The organism is Variovorax sp. P1_H2 (genome assembly GCF_056405295.1).
This window is the reverse complement of sequence record NZ_JBFUCJ010000040.1, coordinates 19,259-34,302: the sequence shown is the minus strand read 5'-3', so window position 1 is coordinate 34,302 and position 15,044 is coordinate 19,259. Positions and strand designations below refer to the sequence as shown.

At 69.7% G+C, this 15,044-nt stretch carries 5 protein-coding genes; all 5 read right to left on the bottom strand.

The features are described 5' to 3' along the window. Positions 1 to 9: 9 nt before the first annotated feature. The 5 genes from AC1D2E_RS15930 to ttcA all read right to left on the bottom strand — a co-directional run bounded on the left by AC1D2E_RS15930 (position 10) and on the right by ttcA (position 14,840). Positions 10 to 5,004, bottom strand: a complete 4,995-nt coding sequence (locus AC1D2E_RS15930) for an amino acid adenylation domain-containing protein (protein WP_478198276.1) — start codon at positions 5,002 to 5,004, stop codon at positions 10 to 12. A 40-nt stretch (positions 5,005 to 5,044) separates the two neighbouring features. Next, entirely contained in the window at positions 5,045 to 12,241 is a 7,197-nt protein-coding gene (locus AC1D2E_RS15925; protein ID WP_478198275.1) for an amino acid adenylation domain-containing protein, read from the bottom strand. A 366-nt stretch (positions 12,242 to 12,607) separates the two neighbouring features. Continuing rightward, entirely contained in the window at positions 12,608 to 13,246 is a 639-nt protein-coding gene (locus AC1D2E_RS15920; protein WP_478198274.1) for a histidine phosphatase family protein, read from the bottom strand. A gap of 41 nt (positions 13,247 to 13,287) precedes the next feature. Beyond that, complete coding sequence (locus tag AC1D2E_RS15915) at positions 13,288 to 13,923, bottom strand: DUF4136 domain-containing protein (protein WP_478198273.1); 636 nt, start codon at positions 13,921 to 13,923, stop codon at positions 13,288 to 13,290. A 2-nt stretch (positions 13,924 to 13,925) separates the two neighbouring features. Further along, entirely contained in the window at positions 13,926 to 14,840 is a 915-nt protein-coding gene (gene ttcA, locus AC1D2E_RS15910) for a tRNA 2-thiocytidine(32) synthetase TtcA (RefSeq protein WP_478198272.1), read from the bottom strand. Between the last annotated feature and the right edge of the window lie 204 nt (positions 14,841 to 15,044).

Here is a 15,044-nt window from a genome sequence, read left to right as displayed (position 1 = left end):
GGGGCCCCCTCAATTCTTGCGGCCCCAGCCCGAGAACACGCGCCCGAGCAGCCCGCGCCGGGAACCGGCCTCCGCCGGTGCCGTGGCCAGCATGCCGCCCGCCGCGCCCGCTGCGTAGAGGGGGGTGCCGGCCGCTGCCGACGCGAGCTGCCCCAGCGTCTCGAAGACATAGCGGCGCRCCTCGACCCGAAAGCCCAGGGCCTGCTCGGCCTGTTGCAGCGCGCGCATGGCCAGGAGCGAGTCGCCGCCCAGGTCGAAGAAGTTGTCGGTCGGGTGGATGTCGTTGACGTCGATGCCCAGCGCGCAGGCCCAGATCTGCGCGAGCTGGGCCTGCTCCGGCATCAGCAGTTCCTGGTGGCCGTTGGCCGGCCGCTGCGCCGCCAGGCGCGCCTGCTGCGTCGAGCTGGCTCGGGCGCCATCGGCCTTCAGGCGCGCCAGCACCTGGGCGGCGGCGGAGCCGGCCGGGTCGGCCAGCTCGGCCACCGGGGCTTCGGGCGATCGCGCCACCTTCTGCAGCAACTCGAGGAAGCGATCGCGGAAGGCCTCGCCGGTTTCGGGCAGGTAGATGTCGGCGTTGTAGATGATCGCGCCCTCCATGCCGTGCGGCTTGTCCATCAGCCACAGGCCCAGGTCGTCGGTGGCGCCGCGCTGGCGCAGGTGCAACTGGCGATGCGTGAGACCGGCGCCGAAGTCGCTGGGGCGCTCGCGCGCATCCTGAAAGGAGAACAGGGCGTGGTAGGGGCCGGCGCCGGTGGTACGGGCGCTGACCTCTGGCTCGGCCACCACACGCTCGAAGGGAATCTGCTGGTGGCTGGTGACGGCCAGCAGCTCTTCCTTGACGTAGCGCGCATAGTCGACAAAGCGCTGCGTGCCGTCGATCTGCAACTGCACCAGCAGCAGGTTGGTGAAGAAGCCCATCACCTTTTCCAGCTCGGGCGCCTCGCGACCGCGCACCGGCACCGCGATGACCACCGAATCGGTGTCGATCGCGCGGCCCATCATCAGGCTGTAGGTGGCCAACATCAGCATGTTGAGCGTGAGGTCGGCCTGGCGGGCCAGCGCGCGCAGCTGCTCCGAGGCTTCTCGCTCGATGCGGATCCAGTGCGGCCGGCCTTCACCGCTGGCGCCGATGCCGCGCGGCATATCGGTCTGGGCCGCCACCGGCACAGGTGCCTTGGCGAAGCGTTCCTTCCAGAACTGCAGTTGGCCGGCGCATTCTTCCTGGGCCAGCCAGTTCTGGTACCACTCGGCGTAGTCGCCATAGCTCATGGGCAATGCCGGCAGTTGCGGCTGCTCGCCGCGCACCAGGGCGCCGTAGATCTCGGCCAGTTCCATCTGCAGCAGGTCGAAGGACCAGCCGTCCCAGATCAGGTGGTGCGGCACGAAGGCGAAGGCATGGTCCTGGTCGCTCACCTTGAACAGGGCCACTCGGAAGAGGGGCGCCTGATGGATGTCCATGGAGGAGTCGGCCACGCGCTGCATCTCTTCCGTCAGCCGGGCTTCGCGCAGCGCTTCGGGCAGGCCGCTCAGGTCGGTGAGCGGCATCTCGAAGTCCACCTGGTCGGCGATGGCCTGGATGCCGAGGCCATCCTCGTCGTTGGACATGTAGGTGCGCAGGGTCGACTGGCGGCGCACCACTTGGGCAAAGGCGGCGCGGAACTTGTCCACGTCCAGGGGCCCGGTGAAGCGGTGGCCGGAGGGCGCGTTGTAGACCGGCCGGCCCGGGTGCAGCTGCTCCATGAAGCGGATGCGTTCCTGCATCGGCGTCATCGGCGCGCTGCGGCGGGCGGCGTCGTGCACCAGCGGATCGCGGCGCGGCGCGTTGGATGCACGCGCCGCCGCCAGCGCACGCGCCAGCTTCTCGGCCGTGGGCGCCTCGAACAGGGTGCGGAAGGGCAGCTGAAGGTGCAGTTCCCGGTTCAGGCGCGCCGTCAGCCGTGCGGCGAGCAGCGAGTGGCCGCCCAACGCGAAAAAGTCGTCATCGACGCTGAGCCCCGGCAGGTTCAGCACCTCTTCCATCATCGTGAGCGCCGCGCGCTCGTCCTCGTTGCGCGGCGCAATGCGCTGGCCGCGGCTCTTGGCCGCCTGGCCGGCGTCCGGCGCCGGCAGCGACTGGCGGTCGAACTTGCCGCTGGCAAAGAGGGGCAACACCGTCATCGGCACGAAGTGCTGCGGAATCATGTAGCTGGGCAGCATGCGGCCCAGGTGCTCGCGCAGCTGCGCCACGTCGGGCATGGGGCCGCGCGGCACCACGTAGGCCACGATGCGCACGTCGCCGGGCTGGTCTTCGCGGGTGATCACCACCACCCGCTCCAGGGCCGGGTGGGTGGCCAGGTTGGCCTCGATCTCGCCCAGCTCGATGCGGTAGCCGCGGATCTTGATCTGCTGGTCGGTGCGGCCCTTGCACTCCACCAGGCCATCGGCGCGCCAGCGGCCCAGGTCGCCGCTGCGGTACCAGCGGCGCTGCGGGTCCTCGGTGGTGGGCGCATCGAGGAAGCGCTCGGCCGTGAGTTCGGGGCGGTTCAAGTAGCCCTTCGTCACGCCGGCGCCGGAGATGAAGATCTCGCCCATCACGCCGATCGGCAGCGGACGCTGCTTGGCGTCCAGGATGTGCACCTGTGCATTGGCCACCGGCTTGCCGATCGGCACCAGCGGCGGGATCGGTTCTTCCAGGCGGTGGAAGTTGGAGAACACGGTGGTCTCGGTCGGGCCGTAGCCGTTCCAGAGCGCGCCTACGCACGGCAGCAGCTCGCGCCCCAGCTCGGGCGGCAGCGGCTCGCCGCAGCACACGGCCAGCATGTCGCCGCGCCCCTGCCAGCCGGTGGCCAGCAGCAGGCGCCAGGTGGAGGGCGTGGCGCCCATGCAGGTGACTTGTTCGCGCTCGATCAGCTCGCGAAGCTTGTCGCCGTCCTTGGTGGTCGGGCGGTCGGCGATGACGATGCGCGCACCCAGGGTCAGCGGCAGGATGTCCTCGAACACCGAGAGGTCGAAGGACAGGGTGGTCACCGCCAGCATCACATGGTGCTGCTGCACGCCGGGCATGACGCGCAGCCCGGCCAGCAGGCTCTGCACCGCATGGTGCGGCACCATCACGCCCTTGGGCCGGCCGGTCGAGCCGGAGGTGTAGATCACGTAGGCCACGTTGTCGGACGTGCCCGCCGAAGCTGGCGCCTCGGCGCTGGGCGTGACTTGCGCCGCATTGACGGTGGCGCGGCCGGTGGCCTGCCAGCGCGCCAGCGTGCTGTCGTCGCCCACGATGTGGCGCAGGCCGGCGTCCTCGGCCATGAAGGCCAGGCGCTCGATCGGGAAGGTGGGGTCCAGTGGCACGAAGCCGGCGCCCGACTTCAGGATGCCGTACAGCGCCACGATCATGTGTTCGCTGCGGTCGCAGCACAGGCCCACCAGGTCGCCCGCGCCGGCGCCCAGGGCGCGCAGCTGCGTGGCCACCGCGTTCGCACGCTGCTGCAGCTCGGCGTAGGACAGCTGCCGGTCGCCGCAACTCAGGGCGATGGCGTCGGGCCGGGCCGCGGCCTGAGCGTCGAAGAGGGATTCGATGCGCGCCCTCGCGTCGTAGTCGACCTTGGCGCCGTTGAAGATGGCCAGCGTGGCCGCTTCCTGCGCGGTCGGGGCAAAGGCCGCAGCGGCGCTGATCGCCGGATCGGCGGCGCAGCGGTCCAGCGCCTCGCAGTACAGGGAGAGCCAGCGCTGGATGGTTTGCGCATCGAACAGGTCGCTGTTGTACTGGCACTCCAGCACCAGGCTGCCGTCGACCTGGACGATGTTGAGGAAGATCTCGGCGTTCTCGTAGAGGCGCGGATTGGAGTGCACCCGCACCTTCGGCTGTTCGTCCGACATCTCGGGCAAGGCGATTCCGGCTTCCACGTTGAACATCACCGGCACCAGCGGCACGCGGCTCGGATCGCGCGCAATCTGCAGGCGCGTCAGCAGGCTGCCGAAGGTCATCTTCGAATGTTCGAAGCCGTCCAGCAGGGCGGTGCTGGCATTGCGCACCAGCGCGCCAACGTCTTCGTCCATGTCGGCTGCCAGCCGGATCGGCAGCAGGTTGACGCAGTGGCCCACCAGGCCTTCCTGTCCCTCGGCCAGTTGGCCGGCCACCGGAATGCCCAGCGCCAGGTCACTGTGGCCGCCCAAGCGGCTGACGAGGCCGGCGAACACGCCCAGCAAGGTGGCGAACAGGGTGGCGCCCTGGCTGGAGCCGAAGCGGCGCACCCGCTCCAGCCGCTGCGCGCCGAACACCATGTCCTCGCGGCGCGCGGCAAAGGTGCGCAGCGCGGCGCGGGCGCGGTCGGTCGGCAGGTCGATGGTCGGCACCGAGCGGTCGTACTTGGCGACCCAGTAGGCCTCGTCCTGGGCCCGTTCGCGCAGCGCCTCCGGTTGCGAAAGGGCGAGGGCGTAGTCGGAAAAACCCGGCGCCGGCGGTAGCGCAGAGGCCTGGCCGTCGCGGTAGAGCTGCATCAGCTCGCTGGCGATGACGCCGAAGGACCAGCCGTCGCAGACGATGTGGTGTGCCGTCAGGATCAACTCATGGCTGGCGGGACCGAGCTTCACCAAGGTGGCGCGGATCAGCACGTCGCAACCCAGGTCGAAGTGCTGCGTGACGGCTTGCGTGCGCTGCGCCTGCAGGCCGGCGGCACGCCCATCGGCGTCCAGCGCCGACAGGTCAATCGTTTGCAGCGGCAGCGGCACGTGGGCGGCGACATAGAGCTCGGTACCCTCGGGGCCGATGTTGGAGCGCAGCACCTCGTGCCGGTCGGCCAGCAGCTGCAGTGCACGTTCCAGCGCGGCCAGTTCGAGCGCGCCCTCCATCACCAGGGAGATCGATTCGTTGTAGGCCAGCGAGGCATCCGGCGACAGCTGGTCGGCCAGCCAGATCTCGCGCTGCGCCTCGGTGGTCGGCACGACGCGCTGAACCTCGGTGGCGCCAAAGGGGTCGTAGTCCACGGATTGGGACTCGGGCAACGGTGGCAGGGTCATGTCGTTCATGGGTTTGATCTGTTCGATGGACGAGGGGTTGCGCGGTTTTTCAGCGCACCAGCATGTACTTGCCCGGCTGTTGCGGGTTCGGGACGAACCACGCAGCCTTGCCGCTGGCATCGCGGCCCAGGCGCGCGCCGGGCACCGGCGGCTTGGCGCTGTCGAGCACCTCGGAGTCGTTGCGCGCCAGACGCGGCAGGAACTCGGCTTCCTGCAGTTCGGCCACCGATTCCTTGAAGGCCGATTTGATGAGGGCGATGTCCTGCTGGGTGTGCGCGGTGGTCATGAAGCAGGGGAAGTTGTCGAGGATGTGGACGCCGCGGCTGCGCATCATGGCGAACAGCAGGTCCTGCAGCGGGTGGTCCTCGAGCCAGCTCACGCGCCACAGCGAGGAGAAGTAGCGGATCTCGATCGGCGCGCCGACCTCGCGGCAGAAGGCCGACAGTTCGTCGGCCATGGCCGCGGTGTGCAGGTTCAACTGGGTCTGCAGCTTGTTGTTGTCCTGCTTCAGGTGCTCGAGGGCCGCCTTGGATGCGGCGAGCGCGAGCGGATGCCGCACGAAGGTGCCGGCGAAATAGGTGACGCCCACCGTCGGCACGGAATCATCGCCGTACTGCCAGGCGCCGCCGTCGAGCGCATCCATGTAGGCGCGCTTGCCGGCGATCACGCCGACCGGGAAGCCGCCGCCGAGCACCTTGCCGTAGGTGGCGAGATCGGCGCGGATGCCGAAAATCGCCTGGGCGCCGCCCAGGTGCGAGCGGAAGCCGGTGATGACCTCGTCGAAGATCAGGCAGGTCTCGGACTTCTCGGTGATGGCCCGCACCTCGCGCAGGAACTCGCGCGGCTGGAAGTCGGGCCGGCGGCTCTGCACCGGCTCGGCCAGCACGGCGGCCAGGTCGTCGGCGTTGGTGCGGATGAATTCCAGCGCCTCGGGCGTGCCGTAGTCGAGCACCCGGATGTCGCCGAACATGCCTTGCAGCACGCCCGGTGCGGCCGACATGCCCTTGTGGTTGCGGCCGGCGCGCACCAGCACCTCGTCGAAGGTGCCGTGGTAGGAGCCCGAGAACACCACCACGGTGCTTCGGCCGGTGACGGTGCGGGCAATGCGGATCGCCGCCATCACCGCTTCCGAGCCGGTGTTGCAGAGACCGGCGCGGTCGAAGCCGGTGAGCTCGCACAGCAGCCGGGTGACATCGGCGGCCAGCGGATGCTGCGGGCCGATCTCGTAGCCCAGGTCGAGCTGCTTCTTCACCGCCTCGTTGATGAAGTCCGGCGTCCAGCCGAAGAGGTTCATGCCGAAGCCGTTGAGCGTGTCGACGTACTCGTTGCCGTCGATGTCCCACAGGCGCGAGCCCTTGGAGCGCTCGATCACGATCTGATAGGTGATCTCCTTCGTCGCCGGGCGGAAGCCGTTGACCACGCGCGGGTCGGCCATGTGAGGCCGGTTCTGCTCGGTGAAGGCCTTGCTCTTGCGGGTGCGCTCCACGTAGCGGCGCACGAAGGCGGCCAGACGCGCCTTCTGGCGTTCGGTCGGCTCCTTGCTCTGCGTGTGGATGCGGGCGATCGCGCCGAAGGCCTTCTTGACGTCGTACTTGGGCGTGACGACGGCCTCCTCGGGATCGGGATTGGACGCCGTGGCCGCGGCGGTGGCCATGGGCGTGGGTTGCTCCACCGCCGGAACCGTCAGCACGGGGCTGGCCGGAACCGTCGGCGCCGCCGACAGCAAGGCGAGTTGCTGTTGCATGAGTTGCATCTGCTGCGCGATGACTTGCTGCACCAGGCTGCCATTGCCGGCCATGGGCTGCATCACGGGCAGCGCCATGGCGGCAACCGGAGGCTGCGCTTGCGCCATCGCGGGCTGCATGGCAGTGACCGGCGCCACAGCGGTCGCAGGCGCTGCGACCGGCTCGGGCGGCAGCGTGGCATCGAGGAATTCGGCCAGCGCGTCGAAGCTGCGATAGCTTTCCATCAGCTGCCGGAACGTGAGGTTGACCTTGAAGGTCTTCTTGACCTGCATCGCGGCTTGCGTGAGCGTGAGCGAATCCAGGCCGATCTCGACGAAGGGCGCGGCGCCCTCGACGTCGGCCATGTCGATGCCCGACAGGTTCTCGAACAGTTCGCGCAGGCGCGTGACGAGGCCGGCGCGGCGCGCGGGCGGTGCGGAAGTGGCTGCGGCGGCGGTCATGGGCAACTCCGGAATCGAGGGGGTCAGTGGCACGGATGGGGAAGGAAGCGACGCGAGCGCCGGTGCTGCGGGTGCGACGGCGATGTCGACCCAGAAGCGCTTGCGCTCGAAGGGATAGGTGGGCAGGCGCAGGCGATGCTTGCGCCCGCGCGTGTCCAGGGCGCCGAGGTCGATTTCGACGCCTTGCGTCCAGAGCCGGCCGGCGCCGAGGCGCCAGGCCGCGCTTTCGCCGGCCGGCCGGTCGGCCAGCAGCGCGGCGGCGGCTGCGGGCTGCGCCTTGGTCGCATGCTGGCGCACCAGCGTCGCGAGCGTGTTGCGCGGGCCGATCTCGATGAAGAACGGGTGCGCGAGTTGGGCCTGCACTTCGCGCACGGCGGGCGAGAAGCGCACCGTCTCGCGCAGGTGGCGTGCCCAGTAGCGCGGGTCGGTGGCCTCCTCGGCAGTCAGCAGCTTGCCGGTGAGCGTGGAGTAGATCGGAAGTGCGGGGGCGGCGAGCGGGGTCGCGCGGACCAGGGCCTCGAAGGGCGCGACCGCGGCATCCATCATCGCGGAGTGGAAGGCGTGCGAAGTCTGCAGCGTCTTGGCGACGATGCCCTTGGCTTCGAGCGCAGCGCGCAGCGCCTCGATCGCATCGCTCGGGCCCGCGGCGACGCAGACGGCGGGGCCGTTGTCCGCCGCCAGGGAGATGTTGTCGGGCAGCAGCGGCAGCAGGTCTGCGGCGGCCATGCGCACCGAGAGCATGGTGCCCGCGGGCAGCGCCTGCATCAGCGCGCCACGCCGGGCGACCAGCCGTGCCGCGTCGTCCAGCCGCATCACGCCGGCCAGCACCGCGGCAGCGAACTCGCCGACGCTGTGCCCGATCATCGCGGCAGGCTTGACGCCGAGCGCCATCAGCTGGCGGGCCAGCGCATATTCGAGCGCGAAAGTGGCGGGCTGCGTGACCGAGGTCGGGGCCAGCGCGGCGGCATCGTCCGTGAACATGCGCTCGCGGAGGTCGAAGTCGAGCAGGCCGTCGAAGCACCGGATGCAGTCGTCGAAGGCGGCGCGGAAGACCGGGTCCTCGGCATGCAGCGTGCGGCCCATGCCGGCGTACTGCGCGCCCTGGCCCGGGAACATGAAGACCGGCTGCGGCAGCCAGGCGTTGAGCGATGCGGCGGCGCGCAAGGGCGAGTCGGCGCTGCGCAAGGCGGCGATCGCCTCCTCGACCGATTCCGCGGCCACGACGGCGCGCTGTGCGAACTGCTTGCGTCCGACGCGCAGCGTGTAGGCGACGTCGGCCAGCGACAGCGCGCGGTGCGCATCGAGGTGGTCGGCCAGGCGCGCGGCCGCGGCGGCGAGCGCCGCCGGCGAGCGCGCCGACAGCGTGAGCAACTGCGCGCCGGTGGCGGGATCGGAAGGTGCGCGCAGCGGCGCTTCCTCGATCACCACGTGGGCGTTCGTGCCGCCGACACCGAAGGCGCTGACGCCGGCCCGGCGCGGCGCGTCTTCACGTCGCCACGGGCGCAATTGACTGTTGACGCGGAAAGGCGTGGCGTCGAAATCGATGGCCGGGTTCGGCGCCTCGTAGTGCAGGCTGGCCGGAATGGCTTCGAAGTGCATCGCGAGCGCGGCCTTGATCATGCCCGCCGCACCCGCGGCGGTCACCATGTGGCCGACGTTGCTCTTCACCGATCCGATGGTGCAGAAGCCGGTGTCGCTGGTGTGCGCTGCATAGGCGCGCGTGAGTCCCTCGACCTCGATCGGGTCGCCCATCGGCGTCGCCGTGCCGTGCGTCTCGACATAGGAGATGCTGCGCGGGTCGACGCCGGCCGAGACCAGCGCGGCCTCGATCACCGCGGCCTGGCCGTCCACGCTCGGCGCCGTGAAGCTGGCCTTGGCGCCGCCGTCGTTGTTGACGGCCGCGCCGCGCAGCACGGCATAGATGGTGTCGCCGTCGGCGATCGCGTCGGAGAGCCGCTTGAGCAGCACCACCGCCGCGCCGTCGCTGAAGACGGTGCCCTTGGCGCCGGCGTCGAAGCTGCGGGTATGGCCGTCTGGCGACAGCATCGATCCCTCGTTGTAGAGATAACCGCTGCGGGGCGGGCAGTTGACCGAGGCGCCGCCGGCGAGCGCCATCCGGCACTGGCCGGTGCGCAGCGCGAAGAAGGCCTGGGCGATGGCCACCAGCGAGGTCGAGCATGCGGTGTGCACGCTGACCGCGGGGCCGGTCAGGTTCAGCCGGTTCGCCACGCGCGTGGTGATGTAGTCCTTCTCGTTGGCCAGCATCACCTGGAATTCGCCCACCATCTCGATCAGGTCGGGCCGGGTCGCGACATGCCGCTGGAAGTAGCTCGCGTTGTACATGCCGCCGAAGACGCCGACCGGGCCGGGTGCCTGGTCGGGCACGTAGCCGCCGCGTTCGAGGCATTCCCAGCAGATCTCGAGGAACACGCGCTGCTGCGGGTCCATCAGTTCGGCTTCCTTCGGGTTGATGCCGAAGAAGGCGGCATCGAACTGGTCGATGCCGTCGATGACGCCGCGTGCGCGCACGTAGAGCGGGTCGGCGCGCAAGGCGGCGCTGACGCCGGCGTCCAGCGTCGCGTCGTCGAAGAAGCTGATCGACTCGCGACCGGCCATCAGGTTGTCCCAGAACTGCTCGACGTCGGCGGCGCCCGGGAAGCGGCCGGCCATGGCGACCAGCGCCACGGGCTCGGCGTCGACATGGGTCGCCGGTCCGGCGGCTGCGGTGCGCTGCGGCGCTGCAGCAGGCGCGTCGTCCTGCAGGCTGGCGGCCAGCGCCGCGGGCGTCGGTTGGCGGAAGAAGAGGTTGGCCGACAGGCGGCGCTCGCTGCCTTGCTGCAGCTCGCGCAGCACCTTGAGCACCAGCAGCGAATCGCCGCCGAGATCGAAGAAGTTGTCGCTGCGGCCGACCGCGTCGATATTCAGGGCGCGCGCGAAGGCCGTGCAGACGCGGCGTTCCGCGTCGTTGCGCGGTTCCTCGAAGGTCTGGGCCAGTTCGGGCCGCTGCCGTGCGGGCTCGGGCAGTGCGCGGCGGTCGAGCTTGCCGTTGGTCGTCACCGGCAGTTGGGCCAGCCAGACCTGCGCCGCCGGCACCATGGCCTCGGGCAGGCGCTCGGCCAGGTGCGCGCGCAGCGCGGTCCACGGAATCTCCCCGGCGCGCGCCACCAGGTAGGCGACCAGGCGCAGATGGCCCGTCGCATCCTTGCGCGGCACGACCGCGCAAGACTTGATGCCGGGATGCGCGAGCAGGGCCGCCTCGATCTCGCCGGTCTCGATGCGGTGGCCGCGGATCTTCACCTGGCCGTCGATGCGGCCGATGTACTCGATGCTGCCGTCGGGCAGCCAGCGCGCCTGGTCGCCGGTGCGATAGAGGCGTTCCCCGGGGGCGCCGAAGGGGTCGTCGACGAAGCGTTCGGCACTCAGGTCGGGGCGCCGCAGGTAGCCGCGCGCCAGCCCGCGGCCGCCGATGCACAGCTCGCCGACCAGGCCGGCGGGCAGCATCGCCATTGAGGGGCTCAGAATGCGCAGCGTGGTGTCGTTGATCGGGCGGCCGATGGGCACCGAGCGGGCGTCGGCCGGCAGGTCGTGCGGGATGCGGAAGGTCGCCGCGAAGGTCGTGCACTCGGTCGGGCCGTAGCCGTTGACCAGCGTGAGCGAAGGCATCGCCGCCAGCGCGCGCCGCACGTGCGGCACCGACAGCGCCTCGCCGCCGATCAGCAGCTGGCGCAGGCCGTCGAGTTGCGCCGGCTCGTCGTCGACCACGGCGTTGAAGAGGGCGGCGGTGAGCCAGGCGGTCTGCACCGCGTGCTGCGCGATCGTGCGCGCGAGTCCGGCGCCGGTCGGCACCTGCTCGTCGTGCACCACGCAGACGCCGCCGTTGAGCAGCGGACCCCAGATCTCCAGCGTCGAGGCGTCGAAGCCGAGCGGCGCCGCATGCAGCATCGCTTCGCCGGCCGGCAGCTCGACGTAGTGGGCATCGACCACCAGGCGCAGGATGGCGCGATGGCAGATCTCGATGCCCTTGGGCGTGCCGGTCGAGCCCGAGGTGTACATCACGTAGGCCACGGATTCACCGTCGGCCGCGACGCCCGCGAACGGAGGCAGCGAAGCCGCGCCGGCCATTTCTTCGTCGATGCACAGCAGCGGCCGGTCGCTCGGCACCAGCGCCTTGTAGGCAGCCTGGGTCAGGACCAGGCGGACGTCGGCGTCCGAGAACATGAACGCAATGCGCTCGGCCGGGAAGTCGGGCTGCACCGGCACATAGGCGGCGCCGGCCTTCAGGATGCCGAGCAGCACGATCACCGCGGCGCTCGACCGGTCGAGCATCACGCCGACGGTGTCGCCGGCGCGAACCCCGTGCGCCTGCAGGCGGCGAGCGACGAGCTCGGCGCGATCCGCCAGCTCGCGGTAGCGCAATGCGCCGTCTTCGCCCACCAGCGCGACCGCGTCGCCGTGCGCGGCGGCCTGGCGATCGAACATCGCATGCACGGTCAGCGCGGCGTCATACGGGGTCGGCGCCGTGTTCCAGCTGTCGAGCTGGCGCTGCCGATCGACGGCAGGCAGGGTGCGGATCTCGTGCAGGCTCGCCGATGGCCGGTCGAGCAGGTCGGCGGCAGTGTCGGCGATGGCCAGCAGGACGGCCCGTTCGCCGTCGCGGTCCATCAGGGACGAGGCGCCGGTCAGGCGCAGCACGCCGGGGTGGTCGTCGATGGCCTGGCAGTCCAGCTGCAGCGAGGCCGCGTCGCCGCTGTCGAGATCCTCGCGCCGCGTCCGGTCGACCACGGACAGCCATTGTTGCGCCGAGAGCTCGTCGCCAACGCCCAGGGACGTACCCAGCCAGCGGGATCGAAGCAGCGTCCATGCGGCAGCGAAGAGGGTGTCCGGCAGGAAGGCGCAAGCGCGTGATTGCTCCGTCCATCGCGTGGCGAGGGCCGCCGGGATGTCGAGGCTGGCCGCTGGGGCGGTCTGGCCCTGCGGGTCGGGGCGCGGCACGAACAGATCGGCGAGCGTCGGCGTCGGCTCGGCCGAGAACCGGGAAATGGTTTGAGATCCTGGGGCCATGAATGGGTGCCTCCGCGGTGAAAAGCCGATGCCTCTAAATCGTTGTTGTTGTGTCAAAGCCCGCAAGTTCGCAATACATGTATCCGACCAAGTTCGTAGTCACAAAGCATTCAAATCGAGACTGAGGCCTATGTTGCCCCCTGGGCGCTCTTCGCACCACCCGACAAAAGCCATGTCGGCCAGCCTATGTCGTTTGGAGGTCCTGCAACATTCGATGCATTTGGTTTCCACAAATGCATTGACGAAGCGCTCGCCCGGTGACGATTCTGACCCCTTTTTTACAATTTGAATACAAATGTCGTAAAGAAATCGCCAGGCCGGCGGCAAGAACTCATAGAAAAGTTCTATTTGTTCACGGGAGGCCGGTCAGGCCGTGGCTTCGTCGAGCGATCCTGCGTCGAGATGGCCGGTGTCGCCCCAGCCGACCAGGGTGAAGCCCTGCGGCGTCCAGAGGAGGCGGTTGATGGCGGCGTTTCCCAGGTGCCAGGTGCGCGGCGCCTGCAACTCCTGGCCGGTGGCGGCGCGGTAGAGCACGTCCATCACCCCGCCATGGGCGACCAGGACCACCAGCTCGCCCGGATGCAGCGCCGCCAGCCTGGACGCGATGTGCGTGACTCGATCCCTGAAAGTAAGCAGTGACTCGCCGCCTTCCGGCGCGAATTCGGGATCCCGGGTGCGCCAGAGCCGGGCCTGGGCCGGCAGGCTGGCATCGATGTCGGCGAAGGTGCGGCCCTCGAACCGACCGAAGGCGCGCTCGCGCAGGCCGGGTTCGGCCGCCACCTCGATGCCGCGCGCGTGGGCGATCACCTGCGCGGTCTGCCAGGCCCGCGACAGGTCGCTGGCATAGATCGCCCCGATCGGTTCTTCCGCGAGCGCCCGGGCCACTTGCTGCGCCTGCCAGAGCCCGGTGTCGTTGAGGCCGACGTCGAGCTGGCCCTGGATGCGGGCGTCGACGTTCCAGGCGGTTTCGCCATGGCGTACGGCGATGACTCGGGTGGCCTCCATCGCGATGAATTCTAGGGGCTAACCCTTAGAACCTGTTCACCCTAATCCTGCCGGGTCGCGCTCGGCAGTTCGATGTCGACCCGGCGCACGCCTTGCGGGGGATTCGGAAAGCCCTGCAGCGCGGCCTGGAACATGACCGGCAGGATGCGTGCGCTGTTGCTGTAGGGCCCGTCGTTGCGGGCATGCGTTTCGTAGACCACGCGGTTGGACGGCAGCTCGCGCAGCACGATGCTGACCTCGCGCGCGAACCAGGGGGTGGGCGGCGGCCCGAACGCCGGTCCGTACCAGCCGGCGCCATACCAGCCGCCGGGCCCCCAGCCGGGTCCCGGTCCCCAGCGGCCGTAGCCCCATCCCGGCCATGGCCCGCCGACCAGCCAGGGGTCGGCCCAGGGCGAGAGTTCGGGGGTCACGCGGGCCCCGATCAGTGCGCTCAGCTGCGGTGCGTTGTCGTCGTGGCGCAGGCCGACGGCGTCGAGTGCCGCGCCGGCCATCGCCTCCAGCTGCTGTTGCGCCGCCTCGTCGACCTGCTGGGAGGGCAGGCGCTCGAAACGATAGCTCGCGCCGGTCGGCACGCTGTCCATGCTGGAAAAGCTCCGCACATCGCTGTCGACCACCCAGCGCGTCGCGCAGCCGGTGAGGCCGATGGCCAGCAGGACCACCGCGAGCGCGCTTTTCATGATCAGAGCTGCACGATGCGAAGTGCCGAGGGCGCCGGGAGCTCGGGTGGATCGAAGGCCTTGTCGCCTTCCTCGTCGGCCACCCCGGTCGCCTGCAGTCCCTTGAAGTCGAAGGCCTTGGCGTCGAGCAGGTGGGAGGGCACGATGTTCTGCATGGCATTGAACATGTTCTCGATCCGGCCCGGGAACTTGCGATCCCACTCGCGCAGCATCTCGCCGACCTGCTTGCGCTGCAGGTTCTCCTGGCTGCCGCACAGCGTGCACGGAATGATCGGGAACGCGCGGTGCTGGGCCCAGCGGACCATGTCCTTCTCGGCGACATAGGCCAGCGGCCGGATCACGATGTGCCTGCCGTCGTCGCTCACCAGCTTCGGCGGCATCGACTTCAGCTTGGCGGCGAAGAACATGTTCAGGAAGAAGGTCTGCAGCATGTCGTCGCGGTGGTGGCCCAGCGCCACCTTGGTGGCGCCCAGCTCGTCGGCCACGCGGTACAGGATGCCGCGGCGCAGCCGGCTGCAGAGGCCGCAGGTGGTCTTGCCTTCGGGGATCACGCGCTTGACGATCGAGTAGGTGTCCTGCTCCTCGATGTGGAAGGGCACGCCCAGGGCCGTCAGGTAGTCCGGCAGCACGTCTTCGGGGAAACCCGGCTGCTTCTGGTCGAGGTTGACCGCCACGATGTCGAAGTGGATCGGCGCCCGGGCCCGCAGCTTGAGCAGGATGTCGAGCAGCCCGTAGCTGTCCTTGCCGCCCGAGACGCAGACCATGACCTTGTCGCCTTCCTCGATCATGTTGTAGTCGACGATCGCACGGCCGACCTCGCGGCACAGCCGCTTCTCGAGCTTGTGGGTCTCGCGCTCGATCTTGAGCGCGGCGGCGCCGATCGCCGCAGGTTCTTCTTCAGTCCAGACAACACTCATTTCAAATCCTTTCGAGGGTTGGCTCGCCCCCAGGTTGGCTCACTTCGTGTAGCCGCCCACCCTCACCGGGGGCGCAGCCAGCGGCCCGGCAAAGCCGGTTCCGCGGCTGCCCACGAAGGGGCGCGCTGCGCGCAGCCGAAAAACGACCACAGCGCCGGTCTCCCCGGCCGGCGCAGCCAGGCCCGTTGGTGAAACACCGCGGAA

Excerpts from the sequence above, each read along its gene's own strand:
- AC1D2E_RS15925 (WP_478198275.1), bottom strand. The coding sequence starts at position 12,241 with ATGGCCCCAGGATCTCAAACCATTTCCCGGTTCTCGGCCGAGCCGACG.
- AC1D2E_RS15920 (WP_478198274.1), bottom strand. The coding sequence starts at position 13,246 with ATGGAGGCCACCCGAGTCATCGCCGTACGCCATGGCGAAACCGCCTGG.
- AC1D2E_RS15915 (WP_478198273.1), bottom strand. The coding sequence starts at position 13,923 with ATGAAAAGCGCGCTCGCGGTGGTCCTGCTGGCCATCGGCCTCACCGGC.
- ttcA (WP_478198272.1), bottom strand. The coding sequence starts at position 14,840 with ATGAGTGTTGTCTGGACTGAAGAAGAACCTGCGGCGATCGGCGCCGCC.